This is a genomic window from Streptomyces solitudinis (assembly GCF_036323765.1).
Classification (GTDB): Bacteria; Actinomycetota; Actinomycetes; order Streptomycetales; family Streptomycetaceae; genus Streptomyces.
The window spans coordinates 427284-450317 of the sequence record NZ_JAZDCW010000003.1; the positions used below are offsets into that span (position 1 = coordinate 427284).

At 74.6% G+C, this 23034-nt stretch carries 19 protein-coding genes, 2 tRNA genes and 1 pseudogene; 17 read left to right on the forward strand and 5 right to left on the reverse strand.

The features are described 5' to 3' along the window. Window positions 1-7 precede the first annotated feature (7 nt). Both V1J52_RS09380 and V1J52_RS09385 read left to right on the forward strand, forming a co-directional pair. Window positions 8-604: an SCO2584 family spore wall biosynthesis protein gene (locus tag V1J52_RS09380; protein ID WP_330139188.1), complete on the forward strand. Its 597-nt coding sequence runs from the start codon at window positions 8-10 to the stop codon at window positions 602-604. A 54-nt stretch (window positions 605-658) separates the two neighbouring features. Next, window positions 659-1804, forward strand: coding sequence for an SCO2583 family membrane protein (locus tag V1J52_RS09385; RefSeq protein ID WP_330139189.1), 1146 nt, complete (start codon window positions 659-661; stop codon window positions 1802-1804). A gap of 85 nt (window positions 1805-1889) precedes the next feature. Here V1J52_RS09385 and V1J52_RS09390 read toward each other — a convergent pair whose 3' ends face one another. Beyond that, window positions 1890-2960, reverse strand: a complete 1071-nt coding sequence (locus V1J52_RS09390; RefSeq protein WP_330139190.1) for a M48 family metallopeptidase — start codon at window positions 2958-2960, stop codon at window positions 1890-1892. 173 nt (window positions 2961-3133) lie between these two features. On the opposite strand from V1J52_RS09390, the gene V1J52_RS09395 reads away from it, so the two are divergent. The 13 genes and pseudogenes from V1J52_RS09395 to V1J52_RS09455 form a co-directional block, all read left to right on the forward strand. Continuing rightward, entirely contained in the window at window positions 3134-3295 is a 162-nt protein-coding gene (locus V1J52_RS09395) for a hypothetical protein (RefSeq protein WP_330139191.1), read from the forward strand. 40 nt (window positions 3296-3335) lie between these two features. After that, window positions 3336-3965: a nicotinate-nucleotide adenylyltransferase gene (gene nadD, locus V1J52_RS09400; protein ID WP_330139192.1), complete on the forward strand. Its 630-nt coding sequence runs from the start codon at window positions 3336-3338 to the stop codon at window positions 3963-3965. 13 nt (window positions 3966-3978) lie between these two features. Further along, complete coding sequence (locus V1J52_RS09405; RefSeq protein ID WP_330139193.1) at window positions 3979-5889, forward strand: LytR C-terminal domain-containing protein; 1911 nt, start codon at window positions 3979-3981, stop codon at window positions 5887-5889. A 95-nt stretch (window positions 5890-5984) separates the two neighbouring features. Further along, entirely contained in the window at window positions 5985-6413 is a 429-nt protein-coding gene (gene rsfS / locus V1J52_RS09410) for a ribosome silencing factor (RefSeq protein ID WP_330139194.1), read from the forward strand. After that, window positions 6413-7048 (forward strand): histidine phosphatase family protein, encoded by a 636-nt coding sequence (locus tag V1J52_RS09415; protein ID WP_330139195.1) that lies wholly within the window; start codon window positions 6413-6415, stop codon window positions 7046-7048. The genes rsfS and V1J52_RS09415 overlap by 1 nt, the downstream gene beginning before the upstream one ends. Before the next feature lie 138 nt (window positions 7049-7186). After that, window positions 7187-7259: transfer RNA gene (locus tag V1J52_RS09420), tRNA-Ala, on the forward strand. A 190-nt stretch (window positions 7260-7449) separates the two neighbouring features. Continuing rightward, on the forward strand, window positions 7450-7683 hold the full coding sequence (locus V1J52_RS09425) for a hypothetical protein (protein ID WP_330139196.1): 234 nt from the start codon (window positions 7450-7452) through the stop codon (window positions 7681-7683). A gap of 138 nt (window positions 7684-7821) precedes the next feature. Beyond that, window positions 7822-7894: transfer RNA gene (locus tag V1J52_RS09430), tRNA-Ala, on the forward strand. A 231-nt stretch (window positions 7895-8125) separates the two neighbouring features. After that, window positions 8126-11005, forward strand: a complete 2880-nt coding sequence (leuS, locus tag V1J52_RS09435; protein WP_330139197.1) for a leucine--tRNA ligase — start codon at window positions 8126-8128, stop codon at window positions 11003-11005. 123 nt (window positions 11006-11128) lie between these two features. Then, window positions 11129-11731, forward strand: a complete 603-nt coding sequence (locus V1J52_RS09440; RefSeq protein ID WP_330139198.1) for a hypothetical protein — start codon at window positions 11129-11131, stop codon at window positions 11729-11731. 10 nt (window positions 11732-11741) lie between these two features. After that, complete coding sequence (locus tag V1J52_RS09445; RefSeq protein WP_330139199.1) at window positions 11742-12587, forward strand: DegV family protein; 846 nt, start codon at window positions 11742-11744, stop codon at window positions 12585-12587. A gap of 145 nt (window positions 12588-12732) precedes the next feature. Continuing rightward, a complete protein-coding gene (locus V1J52_RS09450; protein ID WP_330139200.1) occupies window positions 12733-13911 on the forward strand; it encodes a ComEA family DNA-binding protein in 1179 nt (392 codons plus the stop codon). Continuing rightward, window positions 13908-16451, forward strand: a pseudogene (locus tag V1J52_RS09455) (ComEC/Rec2 family competence protein); the annotation flags it as partial. The gene V1J52_RS09450 and the pseudogene V1J52_RS09455, both read left to right, overlap by 4 nt. Window position 16452: 1 nt before the next feature. Here the strand turns inward: V1J52_RS09455 and holA are convergent. Beyond that, window positions 16453-17445, reverse strand: a complete 993-nt coding sequence (holA, locus tag V1J52_RS09460; RefSeq protein ID WP_330139201.1) for a DNA polymerase III subunit delta — start codon at window positions 17443-17445, stop codon at window positions 16453-16455. Between the two features lie 123 nt (window positions 17446-17568). Here holA and V1J52_RS09465 point away from each other — a divergent pair, with 123 nt between their 5' ends. Continuing rightward, complete coding sequence (locus V1J52_RS09465; protein ID WP_330139202.1) at window positions 17569-17814, forward strand: hypothetical protein; 246 nt, start codon at window positions 17569-17571, stop codon at window positions 17812-17814. A gap of 108 nt (window positions 17815-17922) precedes the next feature. Here V1J52_RS09465 and V1J52_RS09470 read toward each other — a convergent pair whose 3' ends face one another. The 3 genes from V1J52_RS09470 to lepA form a co-directional block, all read right to left on the reverse strand. Next, on the reverse strand, window positions 17923-19815 hold the full coding sequence (locus V1J52_RS09470; RefSeq protein WP_330139203.1) for an AMP-dependent synthetase/ligase: 1893 nt from the start codon (window positions 19813-19815) through the stop codon (window positions 17923-17925). Window positions 19816-19992: 177 nt separating this feature from the next. After that, entirely contained in the window at window positions 19993-20340 is a 348-nt protein-coding gene (locus V1J52_RS09475) for a hypothetical protein (RefSeq protein ID WP_330139204.1), read from the reverse strand. A 190-nt stretch (window positions 20341-20530) separates the two neighbouring features. Continuing rightward, on the reverse strand, window positions 20531-22402 hold the full coding sequence (lepA, locus tag V1J52_RS09480) for a translation elongation factor 4 (protein ID WP_330139205.1): 1872 nt from the start codon (window positions 22400-22402) through the stop codon (window positions 20531-20533). 199 nt (window positions 22403-22601) lie between these two features. On the opposite strand from lepA, the gene rpsT reads away from it, so the two are divergent. Next, entirely contained in the window at window positions 22602-22868 is a 267-nt protein-coding gene (gene rpsT, locus V1J52_RS09485) for a 30S ribosomal protein S20 (RefSeq protein ID WP_330139206.1), read from the forward strand. The last annotated feature ends 166 nt before the right edge of the window (window positions 22869-23034 follow it).

Genomic DNA, 23034 nt, shown 5'->3' on the forward strand with positions numbered 1-23034 from the left:
TGGAGGGGTGCCGGACGAGGTGAGGGGCGCGCCGTTCCCGGACGGCGAGGAGCCCGACGACCACGACCACGGGGCGACGGACGACGCGCTCGCCCCCGTGGTGCTCGACGAGGCGTTCGTGCGGGCCGCGCCCGTCCACGAGCCCAGCGCGGCCGAACGGCGGCGGGCCGCCGCCCAGGCCCAGGCCAGAGCCGAGGCCGAGGCCCGCGAGGACGCCTACGGCTACCCCGGCGGGGACGGCTACGACGAGACCGACGGCTACGGGGACCAGGGGGGCTACGGCGGCTGGGGCGCCGGCGGGTTCCACGATGACGACGACGGCCACGGGCGCGCCGCCTACGCCGAGTGGGCGCGCGACCGGTCCGCCCGGCACCGTCCGCCGCTGCGGTGGCACCGGCCGGTCGCCTGGCTGCTGGCCGTCGTCATGGGCGTCGGCGTGCTGGCGGCGGCCTTCGCCGCCGTCTCCCGCGGCGGGTCGGGCCAGCGCGACGAGCCGCGTCCCCCGCCCGCCAGCAGCGAGCGGGACGATTCGCTCGGCGGTCCGGACACCCGGCCGCCGGCCGGTGCCGCGCAGCCCCGGGGCGTGGTCCTCGGGCTCGGCTGAAGCCCGCGCCCGGACGGGCGTTTACCGGAGCACCCCGGGGCCAACTCTGTGGGTATGCCCGACCGTGCAGACCCTCCCGAAGGGGTTCCCCCGGGAGGCGGCGACGACGAGTTCGGTACCACGGTGTTCGACGAGGCGTTCGTGCGCCGGGCGCCGCTTGAGGAGTGCTCCGCGCGGGAGCGCCTGGAGGACCACCGGCATCCCGTGCGCCGCCGCCCCGAGCGACTGCGGAGCGGCTCGCCCGGCTCACTCGTCCGGCACGGTGCCGTCCTCGTCGCGCTGGTCGTCCTGGTCTTCGCCGTCGCCGTCCACCTGGGCGTCGCGGGCACGTACCCCGAGCCGCCACGGGACAGCGGCCGGGCCCCGCTGGCCACCGTGGTGCCGCTCGCCCCGGGCGGGCCGGTGCCCGGCGGGGACCCGGCCCGCCTGCTCGCCCGCAGCCCGGCCGCCGGGTTCCGCACCGGAGCGAGCGGGGTGGACGTGCCCGCGCCCCTGGCCACCCGCGACTTCACCAGGAGCCAGGTCCTCGCGGCGCTGAGCCTGGCCAAGGGGTACGTCGTCGCCTCCTCCGTCGATCCCCGGGTGCTCACCGGCGACGCCACCGGCCCGGTGCGCGAACTGCTCGTCGAGGCGCAGCAGCCGCACTTCGACCGGGCCCTGCGGCAGCCGCCCGGCGCCCTGGACGCGGACACGCCACCGGGAACGCAGCCCGGCGCGAGCGCATGGCTGGTGCGGTTCGATCCCGGGCGGGTCGCCCTGGCCGGGGAGGGCGTGCGCGTCGACGGCGGCCTGGAGGTCGCCCAGCAGGGCCGCGACGCGCTGGAGGTCACCGCCGACCACGTGCTCGTCTACCCGCTGCGCGCCGCCGGGAACGCGGACGGGGGAGCCGCCGGGGACGCCGCCGGGCACGCGGCGTCGGGCCGGGGGGAGGCGTCGCTGTTCACCGTGCGGCGCCTGGTGCGGTTCCACTTCGACCGGCAGGCCCTCCTCGACCAGCGGGTGCGGGTGGAACACGTGGTCGTGCGGGCGGGGCCGCTGCCGTGCGCGGCGGACACCGGTGACCGGCTGCGTCCGCTGCTGGCCGGGGAACACCCCGGGAAGGACGGCGTGGCGAGCGACCCGTACGCCGCCGGACCCGCCGGGGCGCGGGTCTGCGGGGTGCTGGCGGACCCGGCCGCGCCCGGCCCGCCGGCGGACTGACCGCCGGGGGCCGGACGCGGACCGGGCACACCGCGCCCGCGAGGTGCGCCGCACCCGCTCCGGTGCGCCCGCGATTCCGGTGTGGCTACGGCTTGGGCGGGCCGTCCTCGGCGCCGTTCGCCCGGCGGGTGCCGCCGCCCGCGAAGTCCCGCAGCTTGCCGCCGAGGTCCCCGGCGCCGCCCGCCAGGTCCCTGACCAGGCCCATCAGCGGGTCCTTGCTGGCCTTGACGGAGTCCCGGTAGTGCCCGGCCGACTCCTTGAAGGAGTCCGACACCGAGGTGTTCGCGTCGTCCTCCCGCTTGGCGTAGTGCCCGTCCATCAGCCGCTGGTAGTCGCGGCTCTCCGCCCACGCGCGCAGCTCCGCCGCCCGCACGGTGGTGAACGGGTGGCTGCGCGGCAGCACGTTGAGGATCTTCAGGACGGAGTCGCGCAGATCGCCGCCCGCCTCGTACTCCTCGGCCTGCGCCAGGAAGGCGTCCACGTTCATCTCGTGCAGGTGGTTGCCGCCCGCGATCTTCATCAGGCCGCGCATGGAGGCCGCCAGGTCCTGCCCCACGAGCAGCCCGGCGCGGTCCGCGGACAGCTCCGACTTGCGGAACCACTCGCGCAGCGCCGCGACGAGCGCCATGATCGCCACGTTGCCCAGCGGAATCCAGGCGACCTTCACGGCGATGCTGGTGAGGAAGAGCAGCACCGTGCGGTAGACCGCGTGCCCGGACAGCGCGTGCCCGACCTCGTGGCCGATCACGGCGCGCGTCTCCTCCTCGTCCAGCAGCTCGACGAGACCGGTCGTCATCACGATGATCGGTTCGTCCAGGCCGATGCACATGGCCTGCGGCTGGGGGTTCTGCGTCACGTACATCGCGGGGACCTTCTCCAGGTCCAGGATGTAACAGGCGTCCCGCAGCATGTCGTTGAGGTGTGCGAACTGCTGGTCGCTCACGCGCACCGAGTCCGACAGGAACAGCAGCCGCAGGCTGCGCTCCGGCAGCAGGCCGCTCAGCGTCTTGAACACGGTGTCGAAACCGCTCAGCTTCCGCAGGGCCACCAGCGCCGAGCGGTCGGCGGGGTGTTCGTAGGCCCGGGAGGAGATTCCCGGGAACCGTCGCCGGTTACGCCCCGGCAGGCGCTCGGTGTTGCCAGTGTTTTCGCTCATTCGGCCCCCTTGTACGGGTCATCGCTGCGGCCCGTCCCCTCGCGAGCCCTGCCCGGCCAGCCGCGGCTGGTCCGCCCAGCCTACGGGGTGGGCCCACCGGCGGCGAGAAACCCGTCCCCTTACGATGTGCTCAGCCTCCTGCCCGATCACCTCCCGGATAGGTCACACGGACGATGACTCTCCTCAGCGCCGCCCCCGCCCTCAGTCTGCTCGCCGAGACCGAGGAGCACGGCGGCCCGTACGCCAGCCTGAACCCGTGGCTGATCGGCGCCGCCGGACTCGCCGCGCTCCTGCTCATGCTGTGGGTCACCACCCGGTTCAACCGGGACCGCTGAGCGCGGCGCCGCGGGCCCGGCGAGCGGTTAGGGTCAGCGCATGCGAGAGGACATAGGGTCCGGCGCCCGAAGGCGGCGGCTCGGGGTCATGGGCGGGACGTTCGATCCCGTCCACCACGGCCACCTGGTCGCCGCCAGCGAGGTCGCGGCGCGGTACCACCTCGACGAGGTGATCTTCGTGCCGACCGGACAGCCGTGGCAGAAGAGTCACCAGCGGGTGTCGCCCGCCGAGGACCGCTACCTGATGACGGTCATCGCGACGGCCTCCAATCCCCAGTTCTCCGTCAGCCGCCTCGACATCGACCGGGGCGGCCGGACGTACACCATCGACACCCTGCGCGACCTGCGGGCGCTGCACCCGGACGACGACCTGTTCTTCATCACCGGTGCCGACGCCCTCGCGCAGATCCTGACCTGGCGTGACGCGGCCGAGCTGATCTCGCTCGCCCACTTCATCGGCGTCACCCGGCCGGGGCACCACCTCGCCGACCCCGGTCTGCCGGACGGCGGGGTCTCCCTGATCGAGGTGCCCGCGCTGGCCATCTCCTCGACGGACTGCCGGGCGCGGGTGGCGCACGACGACCCGGTCTGGTATCTCGTCCCGGACGGCGTGGTGCGGTACATCACCAAGCGCCAGCTCTACCGGGACGCGCCGGTACCGAGGCGTTAGAGGAGCGGCAGTCGTGAACGACCGACAGGACCCGTACGGGCACCAGGAGTTCGCCGGGTACGACGAGTACGGCCGGCCGGTCTACCACGACCCCTACGCCCGGCAGCACGAGCCGGACCCGTGGGAACCGCGGCCTTCCGAGCAGCAGTTCCACGAGCAGCCGCAGCAGTACGGCGCCCAGCAGTACGAGGCCCGGTCCTACGGCGCCCAGTCCTACGAGCCGCAGTCCTACGAGCCCACGGCCTACGAACCGCAGCGGTACGAGCCGCAGCCCTACGGGCAGACCGGGTACGCCGGCCCGTCCTACGGCCAGGGGTACCCCGGGCCGACGCACGGCCAGGGTGACGCCGGGCCGTCCCCGTACGGGCAGCAGCCGTACGGGGACGGGCATCCGCGGACGGAGCAGCCGTCCCACGTCCCGCCGGACCACGGCCCCGGCTCCGCGGACGGCCGCCCCGGCCAGGCTTCGTGGGTGCCGCAGCAGCCGGGTCCGCCGTACGGGTCCGCCGAGTACGTCCCGCCCGGCTACGGCCACGACGGGCCGCAGACCTACGGCTACCCGGAACCGGAGACGGAGCCGGGGCGGGAGCCGGAGTCCGGTGCGGCGCCGGAGCCCGGCACGGCGTCCGGCGGCGCGGAGGAGGACCGGGCCGGGGAGGGCGAGGAGTACCGGACGGAGGAGTTCTCCTTCATCGAGGAGAAGGACGAGGAGTCCGAGGACGTCGTCGACTGGCTCAAGTTCAGCGAGAGCCGGACCGAGCGGCGCGAGGGCGCCAAACGGCGCGGCCGCAACCGCACCGTCGCGCTCGTGGTGGCCGCCGTGCTGCTCGTCGCCGGCGGCACCGGGTACCTGTGGTCGGCCGGGCTGCTGCCGGGCACGGGCGCGGAGGAGTCGGGTCCGGCGGCGTCCGCCGCGGAGCGCCGCAACGTGGTCGTCGTGCACCTGCGGGAGATCGACGGCGGGAACGTCTCGACCGCGCTGCTGGTCAACAACGAGACGGCCGGGAGCGGGACGACCGTGCTGCTGCCCAACTCCCTGGCCCTGACGGCGGACGACGGCACCACCACCACGCTGGGCGCGTCCTTCGACGCCCAGGGCGCCGGTGCCACGAGGGACGCGCTCGGCGTGCTGCTCGGCGCGGACATCAAGGGCACCTGGCGGCTGGACACCCCCTACCTGGAGAACCTCGTCGAGTCGGTCGGCGGCATCACGCTGGACGCCGACGCCACCGTGCCCGGACCCGGGAAGGACGGTCCGCCGCTGGTCGCCGAGGGCGCCGGGCGCGAGCTGAACGGGCAGGCCGCCGTCGCCTACGCCACGCACCGCGCGGAGAAGGAGCCGCAGAGCGCGCAGCTCACCCGGTTCGGGCAGGTGATGGAGGCCGCCCTGCGCGAGCTGTCCAGCGATGCGTCGGGTGCCATCCGCACCGTCCAGTCGCTCGGCCAGATCCCCGACCCCTCGCTGTCCGACGCGCAGCTCGGCACGGCGCTCGCGGAACTCGCCGCCCGCGCCCAGCAGCAGAAGCTCGACACCCGGCTGCTGCCGGTCGAGGACGACGGGACGCTCAGCGACGAGACGGCGCGCGGCCTGGTCAGGGACGTGCTGGGCGGCACCGTCTCCGACACCGACTCCGGCGCCGCCGTGCGGGTCAGCGTGCGCGACGCCACCGGCTCAGCGGGTTCGGCCGAGACGGCGCAGGTGGCGCTGGTGAACGGCGGCTACACCGTGGTGCCGACGCGGGAGGCCGACGCCACGGCCGCGTCGAGCACCGTCACCTACGCGGACGAGGCGGACGCCGCGCGGGCGGTGGAGGTGGCCAAGACGCTGGGGCTGCCGGAGGAGTCGGTCGAGCGGGGCGAGGGCGCGGCCAACGCCGACGTCACGGTCGTGCTCGGTACGGACTACGGGGGAGCGACGGGCTGACGGGGGGCGCGGCGGATCGTGAGACGCTTGGTGCGTATCCCCGGTACGCGCCGCGCCCGCGCCGCGTACCGTCCGCCGACCGAAAGCTACCGCTTGTGACCGCCACCGACCGCTCCATCGAGCTGATCAACGCCGCCGCCCAGGCGGCAGCCGACAAGCTCGCGCACGACGTCGTCGCCTACGACGTCAGCGACGTCCTCGCCATCACCGACGCCTTCCTGCTCGCCTCCGCGCCCAACGACCGCCAGGTCAAGTCCATCGTGGACGGGATCGAGGAGCGGCTGCTCAAGGAGCTGAAGGCCAAGCCCGTACGGCGCGAGGGCGAGCGCGACGGCCGCTGGGTGCTGCTGGACTACGTCGACATCGTCGTACACGTGCAGCACAGCGAGGAGCGGGTCTTCTACGCGCTGGAGCGGCTGTGGAAGGACTGCCCCGAGCTGGAGCTGCCCGAGGACGCCCGCGCCACCCGGACCAAGGACGACGCGGCGGGTGAGGCACCTGAAGTCACCGGGGACGGCCGGTGATGCGCGGCCGCAAGATCGTTCTGTGGCGGCACGGCCAGACGTCCTGGAACCTGGAGCGCCGCTTCCAGGGCACGACCGACATCCCGCTCACCGATGAGGGCGTGCACCAGGCCCGCCGGGCGGCCCGGCTGCTGGCCGCGCTGAAGCCGGACGCCATCGTCGCCTCCGACCTCGTGCGGGCCCGTGCCACCGCCGCCGAGCTGGCGGCCGTCACCGGCCTGGACGTCCACCACGACGAGGCGCTGCGCGAGACGTACGCGGGGCACTGGCAGGGTCTGACGCACGACGAGATCCTGGAGCGCCACGGCGAGCAGTACGCGGCGTGGAAGCGCGGCGAGGCCGTGCGGCGCGGCGGCGGCGAGCTGGAGACGGAGGTCGCCGACCGGGCCGCCCCGGTGGTCGAGCGCAGTGCCGAGAAGCTGCCCGACGGCGGGACGCTCGTCGTCGTCAGTCACGGCGGGACGATCCGGACCACCATCGGGCGGCTGCTCGGCCTGGAGCCGGGTGCCTGGGAGTCGCTGGGCGGCCTGTCCAACTGCTCCTGGTCCGTGCTGGGCGAGAGCCTGCGCGGCTGGCGGCTGCTGGAGCACAATGCCGGAAGCCTGCCCGAGCCCGTCCTCGGCGACGACGACTAGGGCGCGCGCCGCGAGGGCCTACCCGGTCCGCCGCGGGCCGTTCGGCCGGGACGGGCGATTTCCTGTTCCGGCAGGTCACGGGGTACAGTTCTTCTCGTTCGCGGCACGGCGGGGAAGCCCCCGGCGAGCCGGGAGCGCGGGGCTATAGCTCAGTTGGTAGAGCGCTTGCATGGCATGCAAGAGGTCAGGAGTTCGATTCTCCTTAGCTCCACACCCCGATCCCGTCCTCCGTACCGGAGGGCGGGATCTTCGTCGTCCGTCCGGCTCCTGCCCTCCGGCGTAACGTGGCAGAATCACACCGCAGGACGGGGAACAGCCCGACAGGGAGGGACGCCGCGGTGACCACGCGCAGCCGTCGCCCGAGCGAAGCCGCCCGCCATGCCTGGAGCTGATGGGGACTGATGGGGGCACACAGCAGGAAGTGCGACTGGTGCGGCAGCGGTACGCCGATCGTCCGCGACATGGAGCCCGTCAACGCCCGCTACCAGTACTGGTGCGTCGAGTGCGCGCGGGCGCTGATCATCAAGGGCGATCCAATCGAGACGTACCGGGAACTGGAGGGGGAGCCGATCTACGGACGACTGCTGGAGGAGCACTGCACGCTCAAACGGTTCTACTCCTTCGTCACCGTCTGACGCCCGCCCCGCCCCACCGCGTGCGTGCGCGTGGGGCACGGGTGCGGGCGCCGGGCGGGAGGCGATTTGGCAGCGGCGGCCCGGTGCCGTGTAGAGTGGGCGTCGCCGCCGCGGGGAGACCCGCGGAGGACCAGACCCGGGGCTATAGCTCAGTTGGTAGAGCGCTTGCATGGCATGCAAGAGGTCAGGAGTTCGATTCTCCTTAGCTCCACACTCCGGCAGACGGGCCGCCTTCGGGCGGCCCGTTTCTCGTGCTGCGGACGGGTCCGGGGCCGCGCCGGAGGGTGCGGTACCCTGACCGCATGCGTGCCGTACGCCTTCTGCTTAGCCGGCCGCGCTGACCTCCACGCCCCTCGCGGGCCACCTCGGCGCGGCTGCCCCTCCTGTGCGAGGGGCTTTTTCATTTCAGCGGGCAGAGACGAGACGATGGAGCCTTGAGGACATGAGCCAGACCACGACCGCCGCCGAGACCACGGCCCCGCACCGCTACACGGCGGCCCTGGCCGCCGACATCGAGGCGCGGTGGCAGGACTTCTGGGAGCAGCACGGCACGTACGAGGCTCCCAACCCCGGCGGCGGTGAGCTGGGCGGCGACCCGGAGCTGGCCGGGCGTCCGAAGCGGTACATCATGGACATGTTCCCCTACCCCTCGGGCGCGGGGCTGCACGTCGGACACCCGCTCGGCTACATCGCCACCGACGTCTTCGCCCGCCACCAGCGGATGACCGGCCACAACGTGCTGCACACCCTGGGCTTCGACGCGTTCGGGCTGCCCGCCGAGCAGTACGCGGTGCAGACCGGCACCCACCCCCGGGAGTCCACCGAGGCCAACATGGCGAACATGCGCACGCAGCTGCGCCGCCTGGGCCTGGGCCACGACCGGCGCCGGTCCATCGCCACGATCGAGCCCGGCTACTACAAGTGGACCCAGTGGATCTTCCTCCAGATCTTCAACTCCTGGTACGACGAGGAGGCCGGGCGCGCCCGGCCCGTCGACGAGCTGGTCAAGCAGTTCGAGAACGGTGAGCGGCCCACCCCGCCCGGGTACGCGCCCTGGGCCGACCTGTCCGCCGCCGAACGCGCCGGACTGCTGGGCGAGTACCGGCTCGCCTACGCCTCCGACGCGCCGGTCAACTGGTGCCCGGGCCTGGGCACCGTGCTGGCCAACGAGGAGGTCACCGCCGACGGACGCTCCGAGCGCGGCAACTTCCCCGTCTTCAAGGCGAAGCTGCGCCAGTGGAACATGCGCATCACGGCCTACGCCGAGCGGCTGCTGAACGACCTGGACGCGCTGGACTGGCCCGAGGCCATCAAGCTCCAGCAGCGCAACTGGATCGGCCGCTCCGAGGGCGCCCGCGTGGACTTCCCCGCTGTCGGCGCCGACGCGACGGTCAGCGTCTTCACCACCCGCCACGACACCCTGTTCGGCGCCACCTACATGGTGCTGGCCCCCGAACACCCGCTGGCCGGGCCGCTGACGGCCGACGCCTGGCCCGAGGGCACCCCGCAGGCGTGGACGGGGGGCCACGCGAAACCGGCCGAGGCCGTCGCCGCCTACCGGGCGCGGGCCGCCGCGAAGTCCGACGTCGAGCGGCAGGCCGACGCCAGGGAGAAGACGGGCGTCTTCACCGGCGGCTACGTCCGCAACCCCGTCAACGGCGAGGACATGCCCGTCTTCGTCGCCGACTACGTCCTCATGGGCTACGGCACCGGGGCCGTGATGGCCGTCCCGGCGCACGACAGCCGCGACTTCGCCTTCGCCCGCGCCTTCGGGCTGCCGATGCGGTGCGTGGTCGAGCCGGCTGACGGCCGCGGCACCGACCCCGCCGCCTGGGACGACGCCTTCAGCGCCCAGGACGGCACGGCGGTCAACTCCGCCGCCGACGGCCTCAGCCTGGACGGCCTGTCCGTGCCGGAGGCGAAGACGGCCGTCGCCCACTGGCTGGCCGCCCACGGCCACGGCGAGGGCACCGTCAACTACCGGCTGCGCGACTGGCTGTTCAGCCGCCAGCGGTACTGGGGCGAGCCCTTCCCGATCGTGTATGACGAGGACGGCGTCGCCCACGCGCTGCCCGAGTCGATGCTGCCGCTGGAACTCCCGGAGGTCGACGACTACGCGCCGCGCACCTTCGACCCGCAGGACGCCGACACCTCCCCCGAGACGCCGCTGTCCCGCAACGAGGACTGGGTCAACGTCACCCTGGACCTGGGCGACGGGCCCAAGCGGTACCGGCGGGAGACCAACACCATGCCCAACTGGGCCGGTTCCTGCTGGTACCAGTTCCGCTACCTCGACCCCCGCGACGACCGGCGCATGGTGGACCCGGAGGTCGAGCGGTACTGGATGGGCCCGCGCGAGGGCGCCCCGCACGGCGGGGTGGACCTGTACGTGGGCGGGGCGGAGCACGCCGTCCTGCACCTGCTGTACGCCCGGTTCTGGTCCAAGGTCCTGTACGACCTGGGACACGTCTCGTCCGTCGAGCCGTTCCACAAGCTGTACAACCAGGGCATGATCCAGGCGTTCGTCTACCGGGACGCCCGCGGCTTCGCCGTGCCCGCCGCCGAGATCGAGGAGCGCGACGGCGCCTTCTACCACGACGGCGTCCGGGTCGGCCGGGAACTGGGCAAGATGGGCAAGTCCCTGAAGAACGCCGTCACCCCGGACGAGATCTTCGCCGAGTACGGCGCGGACACCCTGCGGCTCTACGAGATGGCCATGGGTCCGCTGGACGTCTCCCGCCCCTGGGACACCCGCGCCGTCGTCGGACCGTACCGGCTGCTCCAGCGGCTGTGGCGGAACGTCGTGGACGAGGCCACCGGCGAGGTTACCGTCGTGGACGCCGAGCCGGGCGAGGACACCCTGCGCGCCCTGCACAAGGCCGTCGACGGGGTCGGGCAGGACATGGCGAACCTGCGCTTCAACACCGCCATCGCCAAGATCACCGAGCTGAACAACCACGTCACCAAGCTGGACCGGGTGCCGCGCTCCGTCGCCGAGACGCTCGTGCTGCTGGTCGCGCCGCTGGCCCCGCACGTCGCGGAGGAGCTGTGGCACCGGCTGGGCCGCGGCGGGACGGTCGTCCACCAGCCGTTCCCGCAGGCCGACCCGCGGTACCTGGTGGACGAGACGGTCACCTGCGTCGTGCAGGTTAAGGGCAAGGTCAGGGCCCGTCTGGAGGTGGCGCCGAGCGTTCCGGAGGACGAGCTGGAGGCGCTGGCCCTGGCGGCTCCCGGCGTCGTCGCGGCCCTCGGCGGCGCGGGCGTGCGCAAGGTGATCGTCCGGGCGCCGAAGCTGGTCAACATCGTCCCGGCCCAGGGCTGAGACGCCGCTCGGGGACATCCCCTACGGGAGCGGCCCGGGTCCGCAGCGACCCGGGCCGCGCCCGCAGCGCTTACGCTGGACGCAGGCCGAGGGACGGCGGGCGACGGACGGAGGCGTTCGATCATGGAGGTTGCAGCCGCGGTGGGGGCCCTGCTCCTCGTACTCTTCGTGACGTTCGGTGTGCTGTTCACCGTGCGGACCGTGCGTGCGGTGCACCGGCGCGTCGAGCGGGCGGGCCAGGAGGTGCGGCGCACCATCGACACGACCACGCTGCGCGCCAAGGCCGTACAGCCCGGCCCCGTCGGGCAGCTGGCCAGGACGCGCCTGGAGCTGCGCGGCTCGATCGACAGCACGCGGCGGGAACTGGACGCGGCAGCGCCCGGCGACGCCTCGCTGGCCGAGGCCGCCGCCCTGCTGGACCGGCTCCACGAGCACGCCCGCGGGCTGGACGGCGAGATGGGCTCCCTCATGGACCGCGAACCGGACCGCGCCCGCGTCGCCGCCCGCCTGCCGGACCTGCGGGAGCGCGCCGAGGAGCTGCGGCAGTCCGCCGACTCCCTGCGCTTCGCCGTCCAGGACCGGACCCGCCGTCACCAAACGGAGGAACTGGGCGCGCTGCGCGAGCAGATCGCCCTGGAGTCCGGGGCCCTGCGCCACTGGGAGCGGCCGCAGCCGCCGCACCCCTCGGCGGAGACCGGGCTGCCGGGTCCCGGGACCACCCAGTAATCTCCGGGCCATGGCCCGTCACGTCTCGATCATCACCGACTCCACGGCCTGCCTGCCGCAGGACGCCCTGCGCCGGTACGGCATCACCTCGGTGCCGCTGACCGTGGTCGTGGACGGGCAGCCGCTGGAGGAGGGCACCGAGATCTCCGCGCGGTCGCTGGCCGAGGCGCTGCGCCGGCACCGCCCGGTGACGACGTCGCGGCCCAGCCCCGAGACCTTCGCCGCCGCCTACCGCGCCGCGGCCGACGCCGGGGCGGACGGCATCGTCTCGCTGCACCTGTCGGCGGAGTTCTCCGGCACGTACGACGCGGCCGTGCTCGCCGCGGCGCAGGCGCCGGTGCCGGTGCGGGTCGTGGACTCCGGCATGATCGCGATGGCGCTCGGCTACTGCGTCCTGGCCGCCGCCTCGGCGGCCGCGGCGGGCGGGGGCCCGGACGACGCGGTGGCCGCCGCGGAGAAGCGGGCCGGGGGCACGTCCGCGTTCTTCTACGTCGACACCCTGGACCACCTGCGCCGGGGCGGCCGGATCGGGGCGGCGCAGGCGCTGCTCGGCTCCGCCCTGGCCGTCAAACCGCTGCTGGAGCTGGCCGACGGGCGGATCGGCCCGCTGGAGAAGGTGCGGACGGCCAGCCGGGCCATCGCCCGCCTGGAGGAACTGGCCGTCACGCGGGCCGGGGAGGGGCCGGTGGACATAGCCGTGCACCACCTGGCCGCCGGGCAGCGGGCGGAGCAGCTCGCCGACCGGCTCAGCGCCCGGGTGCCGGGGCTGGCGGACCTGCACGTGGGGGAGATCGGCGCGGTCATCGGCGCCCACACCGGCCCCGGCCTCCTGGCCACGGTCGTCTCACCCCACTGACCTGACCGGCCACCCCACTGACCCGTCCGGCCGCCGGGGGCGAGAAGTACCCGCGAGGGTGACGGAGTTATCCACAGGACGGTGGTTCTCCACGGGAGTCAGGCGGTGCCGACCGGTCTGCGGTGATCGTCCCTAGGGTCACCGCATGACTTCCCGCTCACTGTCCGAGACGAGGGGGCCGGGCCGCCCGGGGCGTCCGCGCCCCGGCGGGCGGCGCCGTACCGCGCTGCGGGCCGAGGACCGGCGCGCCGGGGTGCGGGCGCGCGCCGCCCGGCTGGTCCCCAAGGCGCCGGCTGGCGCCGACCCGTTGCCGCTGCCCTGGCCGCAGGCGCCCGCCCCGCCCCGGCCCGTTCCCCGTCCCGCTCCGGCCGCTCCGGCTGTCCCGGCTGCCCTGGCCGCCCCGGCCGCCGTGCCACTGCCCCGGGCGGAGGCCATCGCGGCCGCCCGCGCGGCGGTCCGGCACAGCCGCGCGGAGCAGCGGGAGCGGGAACGCGCCAGGGGCGGTCCCGTGCGGGAGGGGGACGGCCGCGGCGGGGGCGGGCCCTCTGAGGACCCCGGTACCGAGCCCGCCCCCGGTACCGAGCCCGGCCCCGGTGCCGGGGCTGGAGCCGGGGGCGGGGGCGGGGCCGGGCGTGCGGGGGCGAGGTGGCTCGCCGTGCGGGAGCGGCTGCCCCTGTGGCTCCAGTCCCGCTGCGCCGTGGAGCCGCGCGCCCTGGCCGCGCTGCTGCTCGTCCTCCTCCTCGCCGCCGGGTTCGGGGCCTACGAACTGTGGTCGGGGCGCCCCGCACCGGTCCCCGTGCCGGAAGCCACCGGCCCCGGCCCCACCGCGCAGCCGCCGCCGTCCACGGGGCCGGAGCCGCCGGCCGGGCCGTCCCCGGCGGCGGAGAGCGGCCACGTGCTGGTGGACGTCGCGGGGACGGTGCGCGAACCCGGCGTGCACCGGCTCAGGGCGGGCGCGCGGGTGGCCGACGCCCTCGCGGCGGCGGGCGGCGTACGGCCCGGCACGGACACGGCCGGGCTCAACCGGGCCCGCGTGCTCGCGGACGGCGAGCACATCGTCGTGGGCGTCACCCCCACACCCGTTCCGGCCGGTCCCGCGCCGCCTGGCGGGACGGCGGCCGGGGGTGGCTCCGCCGTCGTCAGCCTCAACACCGCCACCGTCGAACAGCTCGACACCCTGCCCGGCATCGGCCCGGTGCTGGCGCGGCAGATCGTGGAACACCGCACCCGGCACGGCGGCTTCCGCTCGGTGGACGACCTGCGCGACGTACGCGGCATCGGCGAGTCCCGGTTCGCCGACCTCGCCCCCCGGGTCACGCCGTGAACCCTCCCGCCGCCTCCCCGGCAGCCCGGCCGCGCGCCCCCGTGCACGCCGCCTCCGGACACCGGCTGGGCGCCGCGCACCCCCGCCAGGAGGGCCCGCCGGACCTCCGGCTCGTCCCGCCCGCTCTGGCGGCCTGGGCCGGTGCGGCACTCGCCCTGGGTGCGGACGGCGGCCTCGTGGCGGCCGGTGCGGGCGCCTGCCTCCTCGCCACCTGCGTGCTGCTCCTCCCCGCCCGACGCCCGGAGCGCCGCGCCGGCCGCCACCACCGGCGGGAACGCCCGGAGCCGCGGCGGCGACGGCCGTCCGCCTCCGGCCGGGCGGTGGCCCGCACCGCGGCGCTGGTGCTGCTGTGCGCCGCCGCCGGGTCCGCCGTCGCGGGCCTGCACACCGCCGCGGTGCGCGGCGGACCGCTGCCCGTGCTGGCCGCCGGACAGGGCAGGGCCACCGTGGACCTCACCCTCACCGGTGACCCCCGGCTCGCCCGGCCCCGCACCGACGGGGCACCCCGCGCGGTCCTGGTGACCGCGGACGCCACGGCCGTCACCACTCCGGACGGCCGTGTCACCGCGGTGGACAGCCCCGTCCTCGTCGTCACCGTCGCCGCGCGCCCCGGCCGCTGGCTGGAGCTGCTGCCGTCCACCCGGCTGCGCCTTGCGGCCCGGGTGGCGCAGCCGGTCTCCGCACGGGGCGGCGAACTCACCGCCGTCCTGCGGGCGCTGGACGACGGCCCGCCCCGGGTGACGGGGGGCCCGGGCACCGTCCACCGGCTCGCCGGGCGGCTGCGCGCCGATCTGCGCACCGCGAGCGACGGGCTGCCCGGCGACGCGCGGGCGCTGCTGCCCGCCCTCGTGATCGGGGACGCCTCCCGCATCCCGCCGGATCTGGAACGGGCGGTGGAGGCCGCCGACATGACGCACATGATCGTCGTCAGCGGCAGCCAGCTCGCCGTCGTCCTCGCCGTGCTCATCGGCGCACCGGGCACCGCGTCCCGGGCCGAGCGCGGCGGGCTGGCCGGGCGGCTGGGGGTGCCGCTGCGCACCACGGCGGTGCTGGGCTGCGGGCTCGTGCTGGCCTTCGTCGTCGTGTGCAGACCGGGCCCGAGCGTGCTGCGGGCGGCCGTCTGCGGCGGCCTCGCCCTGCTGGCCATCGCCACCGGGCGGCGCAGGTCACTGCTCCCCGCGCTGGCCGCCGCCGTGCTGCTGCTCGTCCTGTACGACCCGGTGCTGGCCCGGTCCTTCGGCTTCCTGCTCTCGGTGCTGGCCACCGGCGCGCTGCTGACCCTCGCTCCGCGCTGGAGCCTGGTGCTGCGGCGCCGGGGCGTGCCGGGGCGGCTCGCCGAGGGGCTGGCCGTCGCCGCCGCCACGCAGGCCGTGTGCGCACCGGTGGTGGCCGTGTTCGCGGCCCGGGTCAGCCTCGTGGGCATCCCGTGCAACCTGCTCGCCGAGCTGGCCCTCGCCCCGGTCACGGTGCTGGGGTGGGCGGCGCTGGTGGCCGCCCCCGTCGTGCCGCCGGTGGCCGTGGCGCTGCTGTGGCTGGCGAGCTGGCCCGCCCGCTGGATCGCCGCCGTCGCCCGCACCGGCGCCGCCCTGCCCGGAGCGGAGCTGGGCTGGCCGGACGGCTGGGACGGCGCCGCGCTGCTGGCCGCCGCCACGGTCGCCGTGCTCGCCGCCGTCCGCCGGGCGCTCACCCGGCCGTGGCTGGCCTGCGCCGGAGCCCTCCTCCTCGTGCTGGCCCTGCTCCGCCCCGCGCCGTTCACCCGGTTCGTGACCGGCTGGCCGTCACCGGGCTGGCGGCTGGCGGTCTGCGACGTGGGCCAGGGCGACGGGCTGGCGCTGGCCGCCGGGCCGGGCACCGCCCTCGTCGTGGACACCGGGCCGGACCCGGACGTCATGGACGCCTGCCTGCGCCGCCTGGGCGTCGACCGCGTCCCGCTCGTCCTCCTCACCCACTTCCACGCCGACCACGTACGCGGACTGCCGGGCGTGCTGCGCGGCCGGTCGGTCGGCGCCGTCCAGACGACGGCACCGCCGCCCCGGACGCGCGGGCGGGACGGGCCGGACGGCGGCGGCCAGGCCGCGTTCGTGCGGCGGACCGCCGCCGGGGCTCGCGTGCCGCTGCTCGTGGCGCGGGCGGGGGAGCGGCGCCGCCTCGCCCCGGAGATCAGCTGGGAGGTGCTGTGGCCGCCGGGCGAGGCGCGCGGACTGCGGACGAACGACACCAGCGTCACGCTGCTCCTGCGCACCGGGAGCCTGACCGTCTTCCTGCCCGGCGACCTGGAGCCGGAGGCGCAGCGCAGGCTGCTGGCCCGGCACCCCCGGCTGCCGGGCGTGGACGTGCTGAAGGTCGCCCACCACGGTTCCGCCTACCAGCACCCCCCGCTGCTGGCCCGCCTCGCCCCGCGTCTGGCGGTCGTCTCCTGCGGCGCGGGCAACGACTACGGCCATCCCGCCCCGTCGACCCTCGCCGCACTGCGCGACGCCGGGGCCGCCGTCGTGCGCACCGACCAGCACGGTTCTGTGGCGGTGGACGGTGCGGGCCGGGTCAGCGTGAGCGGGCGGCCCGTGCGATCGTCACGACGGCCTTCTCCAGGGCGTAGGCCGGGTCGTACCCGCCGCCCTTCACCGCCGCGTCCGCCTCGGCCACCGCCCGCAGGGCCACCGACACCCCGTCCGCGCTCCAGCCGCGCATCTGCTGGCGCACCCGGTCCACCTTCCACGGCGGCATGCCCAGCTCGCGGGCCAGGTCGGCGGGGCGCATCCCGCCGGGCGCCGAGGCCAGCCTGCCGATCGCCCGCACGCCCTGGGCGAGCGCGCTGGTGACGAGCACGGGCGCGACGCCCGTGGACAGCGCCCAGCGCAGCGTCTCCAGGGCCTCGGCCGCGCGGCCCTCCACGGCCCGGTCGGCGACGGCGAAGCTGGACGCCTCGGCGCGCCCCGTGTAGTAGCGGCCCACCACGGCCTCGTCGATGGTGCCCTCGACGTCCGCCGTGAGCTGGGAGCAGGCGGAGGCCAGTTCGCGCAGGTCGCTGCCGATGGCGTCCACGAGGGCCTGGCACGCCTCCGGGGTGGCCGAGCGGCCCGCCGTGCGGAACTCGGCGCGCACGAACGCCAGCCGTTCGGCCGGTTTCGTCAGCTTCGCGCAGGCCACCTCGCGGGCCCCGGCCTTGCGCGCGGCCTCCAGCAGCGCCTTCCCCTTGGCGCCGCCCGCGTGCGCGAGGACGATGACGACCTCCTCGACGGGCGCGGCGAGGTACGCCTTGACGTCCTTGACGGTGTCGGCGGAGAGGTCCTGCGCCTGGCGGACCACCACGACTTTGCGTTCCGCGAACAGCGAGGGGCTGGTCAGCTCCGCGAGCGTGCCGGGTTGCAGATCACCGGGGGCCAGATCCCGTACGTCGGTGTCCGCGTCCTCGGCGCGGACGGCGTCGGTGATCTGCCGCACCGCGCGGTCGACCAGCAGTTCCTCCTGGCCGACGAGGAGGCTGAGCGGCGCGAGCGGGCTCTCCTGGGCGGGCTTCTTGGCTTTCGGGGGCATCGCCCACAGCATCCCACGCCGCTCGGACACCCGGGGCCGCACAGCCCGGGCCGCACAGCCCGGGCCGCACAGCCCTGGCCGCCCCGGCGCGGGCGGGACGCGGCGGGGCGGCACAATGGCCCGGTGAACGAGGGACGACACGTGCTGGTGCTGCCCGACCGGGACAGCGCGGAAGAGGTGGCCGGGGAACTGGCCGAGCGGCTGGGGCTGCCGCAGGAGCCGCAGCTCGTGCGGGACGCGCTCGCGGGCGAGGACGACGCCGAGGACGCCCAGTGGCTCGTCGTGCTGGAGGACCCGGACGCCCGCTGCGATCCGGCCGCGCTGGACGAGCTGGCGGCCGCCCACGACGGCTGGCTGGAACGGGACTGACCCCGCGCGTCCGGTCGGGCCCCGCAGCGCTGCCGGGGCCCCGGCGGGACCGGTACGCGGGAGACGGGGCCCGCCCGCCGGGAGGCCGCCGGGCGGGGCCCCGCCCCGTCACTTCTCGCGGGTGCCCGCGTACATCTCCTCCAGCAGGTGCCCGAACTCCCGCTCCACCACCGGACGCTTCAGCTTCAGGCTCGGGGTCAGCTCGCCGTGCTCGATGTCCAGGTCGCGGGGCAGGACGCGGAACTGCTTGACCGTCTGCCAGCGCTGGAGGTTCGCGTTGAGCTGGTCCACGTAGCCGCCGATCAGCTCGCGCACCCGCGGGGACGCCACGACGTCGGTGTAGCTCTGGCCCGCCATGCCGTTGTCCTGGGCCCAGCCCATGATGGACGGCTCGTCCAGGGCGATGAGGGCGGTGCAGAAGTTCCGGTCGGCGCCGTGCACCAGGATCGACGACACGAACGGGCAGAGCGCCTTGAACCGGCCCTCGACCTCGGCCGGGGCGACGTACTTCCCGCCGGACGTCTTGAACATGTCCTTCTTGCGGTCGGTGATCCGCAGGTAGCCGTCGTCGGACAGCTCGCCGATGTCACCGGTGTGGAACCAGCCGTCCGGCTCCAGGACCTCGGCGGTCTTCTCCGGCAGGTTGTGGTAACCCTGCATGATGCCGGGACCGCGCATCATGACCTCGCCGTCCTCGGCGATGCGCACCTCGCAGCCGGGCAGCGGCTTGCCGACGGTTCCGGTGCGGTTCGCCTCGGCGGGGTTGCAGAAGCTGGCCGCCCCGGACTCCGTCAGGCCGTAGCCCTCCAGGACGGGGATGCCCGCGCCGGAGAAGAAGTAGCCGATCTCGGGGGCGAGGGCGGCCGAGCCGCAGATGCAGCCGCGCAGGCGGCCGCCGAACGCCTCGCGCAGCTTGGCGTAGACGAGCTTGTCGGCCACGGCGTGCTTGATCCGCAGCCCCGCGGGGGCGGAGGCCGTACCGGTGCGGCGCAGGTTGTCCTGGGTGACCTTGGCGTACTCGCGGGCCACGTCGGCCGCCCACAGGAAGATCTTGTACTTGGCGCCGCCGGAGGCCCGTGCCTTGGCCGCGATGCCGTTGTAGACCTTCTCGAAGATGCGCGGCACCGTCGCCATGTACGTCGGTCTGACGACCGGCAGGTTCTCGATGATCTTCTCCACCCGGCCGTCCACGGCGGTCACGTGACCCAGCTCGATCTGGCCCGCGGTCAGCACCTTGCCGAAGACGTGCGCCAGCGGCAGCCACAGGTACTGCACGTCCTCGGGGAGGGTCAGGCCCTGCGCGGCGATGGCCTTGGCCATGTAGGACCAGCAGTCGTGCGGCAGCCGCACGCCCTTGGGCTTGCCGGTGGTGCCGGAGGTGTAGATGAGCGTGGCGAGCTGTTCGGCGCGCAGCGTGGCGACCGTGTCCTTGACGGCGTCCGGATGCTTCTCCAGATACTTCTGGCCGCGCTCCACCAGCTCGTCCAGCGTCAGCACCCAGCCGTCCGGGTCCGCCGGGTCGGTGACGGGCTGCCCGGCCGGGTCGATGACGACGACGTGCCTGAGCTGCGGCAGCTCCGCGCGCTGCTCGCGGGCCTTGGCGAGCTGCGTCGCGTCCTCGGCGACCAGCACCCGGCTGTCGGAGTCGGCGAGGATGTACGCCGTCTCCTCGGCGTTGGTGCTGGGGTAGACGGTGGTGGTGGCGGCGCCGGCGCACAGGATGCCGAGGTCGACCAGGATCCAGTCGACCCGGGTGCTGGAGGCGATGGCCACCCGCTGCTCCGGCTCGATGCCGAGGTCCATCAGACCGGCCGCGACCGCGAACACCCGCTGCGCCGCCTCGCCCCACGAGTACGACCGCCACTCGTCGGGCCCGGAACCGGACGCCGGGGGCACGGGATAGCGATACGCCTCACCGTCCGGAGTGGCTTCGATGCGGTCGAGGAACAGGGCCGCCACGGAGGGCGGGCGATTCTCGATCTGGGACTGCGTGTCGCTCACGACATCCTCCGAGCCCGCTGTGTTGCTGGGGGGTGACTCACGAGTAACTGAGGCGTTCGTCAGACTAAGCGCCGCGCGCCCCCGGCGTAAGGGGCTGTGGTCGCGGCAATGGTTTCGTTACCGGTCAGTCGTCGGACGGGGACCTGGCGCGGGGCCTGGTGGGCGGGGTGCGGCGGTTCAGCCCGGCGGCAGCCCGCCGAGCAGCGGACGGCCGTTCCCGGCCGCGCCGGGCCGCACGGCCGTGTCGCTCCGCGCGGCCGCGCCGGGTTCCTGCGCGGGGCAGATCTGCCGTGTGACACCGCCGACCCCGACGTCGTAGGTGGGCTGCCGCTCGCCGAGGTCCACCGTGGCGGCGTCGCCGCCCGCGTCCGTCCCGGTGAGCAGGGCGCACAACGGGTCACCGGACGCGGGCTCCTCGGCCGCGGCCGGGGCCGCCGCCGCTCCGGCCGCGCCCGAGGCCAGAGCGGCGGCGGCCAGTGCCCGCACTGTTGCGCCGTACCGGCCGCCCGCCTTGTGGTTCCCCATGTGTGACTCCTCCGCCGTCGGTGTCGCACGTGCCGTGCTCATCGCCGTGTGCAACGGGAAGGCGGCACGCGGGACACGCCGGAACCGGGCTTTTCGCCGGGACGGCGCCGCCGTCCCGCGCGGCGGCTGGGGACGCGCACGGGCCCGGACCCCGTGCGGGGTCCGGGCCCGTGGTGCGGGCGGGCGGGGCCTACTTCTTGGCCTTCGCGTCGCCGCTGTCGTCGCTGGAGAGGGCGGCGATGAACGCCTCCTGCGGGACCTCGACGCGGCCCACGACCTTCATCCGCTTCTTGCCCTCCTTCTGCTTCTCCAGCAGCTTCCGCTTCCGGGAGATGTCACCGCCGTAGCACTTGGCGAGCACGTCCTTGCGGATGGCGCGGACGGTCTCGCGGGCGATGACGCGGGAGCCGACGGCCGCCTGGATCGGCACCTCGAACTGCTGGCGCGGGATCAGCTCGCGCAGCTTCCCGGCCATGCGGACGCCGTACGCGTATGCCTTGTCCTTGTGCACGATGGCGGAGAACGCGTCCACCTTGTCGCCGTGCAGCAGGATGTCCACCTTCACCAGGTCCGCGCTCTGCTCGCCGGTGGGCTCGTAGTCGAGCGAGGCGTAGCCGCGGGTCTTGGACTTCAGCGCGTCGAAGAAGTCGAAGACGATCTCCGCGAGCGGCAGCGTGTAGCGCAGCTCCACGCGGTCCTCGGAGAGGTAGTCCATGCCCTGGAGGTTCCCGCGCCGCGTCTGGCACAGCTCCATGATCGCGCCGATGAACTCGCTGGGGGCCAGCAGCGTGGCCCGCACCACGGGTTCGTGCACCTCGGCGATCTTGCCGGTGGGGAACTCGCTCGGGTTGGTGACGACGTGCTCGGTGTGGTCCTCCATGACGACCCGGTACACCACGTTGGGCGCGGTGGCGATGAGGTCGAGCCCGAACTCCCGCTCCAGCCGTTCCCGGATGACCTCCAGGTGGAGCAGGCCGAGGAAGCCGACGCGGAAGCCGAAGCCGAGCGCCGCCGACGTCTCCGGCTCGTACACCAGGGCGGCGTCGTTGAGCTGGAGCTTGTCCAGGGCGTCGCGCAGCTCAGGGTAGTCCGAGCCGTCCAGCGGGTAGAGGCCGGAGAACACCATCGGCTTGGGGTCCTTGTACCCGGCCAGTGCCTGGGTGGCGCCCTTGTGCAACTGGGTGATGGTGTCGCCCACCTTGGACTGGCGGACGTCCTTCACGCCGGTGATCAGGTAGCCGACCTCACCGACGCCGAGTCCGTCGGCGGCCGTCATCTCCGGCGAGTTGGTGCCGATCTCCAGCAGCTCGTGCGTCGCGCCGGTGGACATCATGCGGATGCGTTCGCGCTTGCCGAGCGTGCCGTCCACGACCTTCACGTAGGTCACGACGCCCCGGTAGGAGTCGTAGACGGAGTCGAAGATCATGGCGCGGGCCGGGGAGTCCGCCTCGCCCACGGGCGCGGGCACCAGCCGGACGACCTCGTCCAGCAGCGCCTCCACGCCCTCACCGGTCTTGGCGGAGACGCGCAGCACGTCGCCGGGGTCGCAGCCGATCAGGTGCGCCAGCTCCGCGGCGAACTTCTCCGGCTGGGCCGCCGGGAGGTCGATCTTGTTGAGCACCGGGATGATCGTGAGGTCGTTCTCCATCGCCAGGTAGAGGTTGGCGAGGGTCTGCGCCTCGATGCCCTGCGCCGCGTCCACCAGGAGGATGCACCCCTCGCAGGCGGCCAGCGAGCGGGAGACCTCGTAGGTGAAGTCCACGTGGCCGGGGGTGTCGATCATGTTCAGGATGTGCGCGGGGCCCGCCCCGTCTCCGGGGCCGGGCGCCCAGGGCATCCGGACCGCCTGGGACTTGATGGTGATGCCGCGCTCACGCTCGATGTCCATGCGGTCGAGGTACTGGGCGCGCATCTGGCGCTGTTCGACGACACCGGTCAGCTGGAGCATCCGGTCGGCGAGCGTGGACTTGCCGTGGTCGATGTGCGCGATGATGCAGAAATTGCGAATCAGCGCCGGGTCGGTGCGACGCGGCGCGGGCACGTTCGAGGGGGTCGCGGGCACGCGGGGTCCTGTCGGGGTCATGGCTGCGGGTCGGTACGTCGCCCCCATCGTCCCACGGATGGCCGCGGCCCCACGGATTAGGGCGGCCGCTCGCCCGGCTGGTAGTGTGGGCCACTGTGCCTCGTGCCGGTGCCTGCCCTCTCACAGGCCGCGCCGGGTGCACGGAAACCAGCATCTCCGATCCTGAAAAGGCTCCTTCGTGGCGAACATCAAGTCCCAGATCAAGCGGATCAAGACCAACGAGAAGGCCCGCCAGCGCAACAAGGCGGTCAAGTCCGAGCTGAAGACCGCCATCCGCCGCGTGCGCGAGGCCGTCGCCGCCGGTGAGGGCGAGAAGGCCACCGAGGCCGCCCGCGTCGCCGGCCGCAAGCTGGACAAGGCCGTCAGCAAGGGCGTCCTGCACAAGAACAACGCCGCCAACAAGAAGTCGGCGCTGGCCCAGCAGGTCTCCTCGCTGCAGAAGTGATCCCCCGGGGCCGCTGAAGCGACGCGGCCCCACTCGCCCGGACGGTTCCGTGTCGGACCCGGCGGCTGCCCTCTCATCAGCCGCCCCGCCCCCGTCCTCCGGGCGGCCCGGTGCACACCGGGCACCCGCTGCTCGGCCGAGCAGCCCACAGCGCCGCACGCGGCCT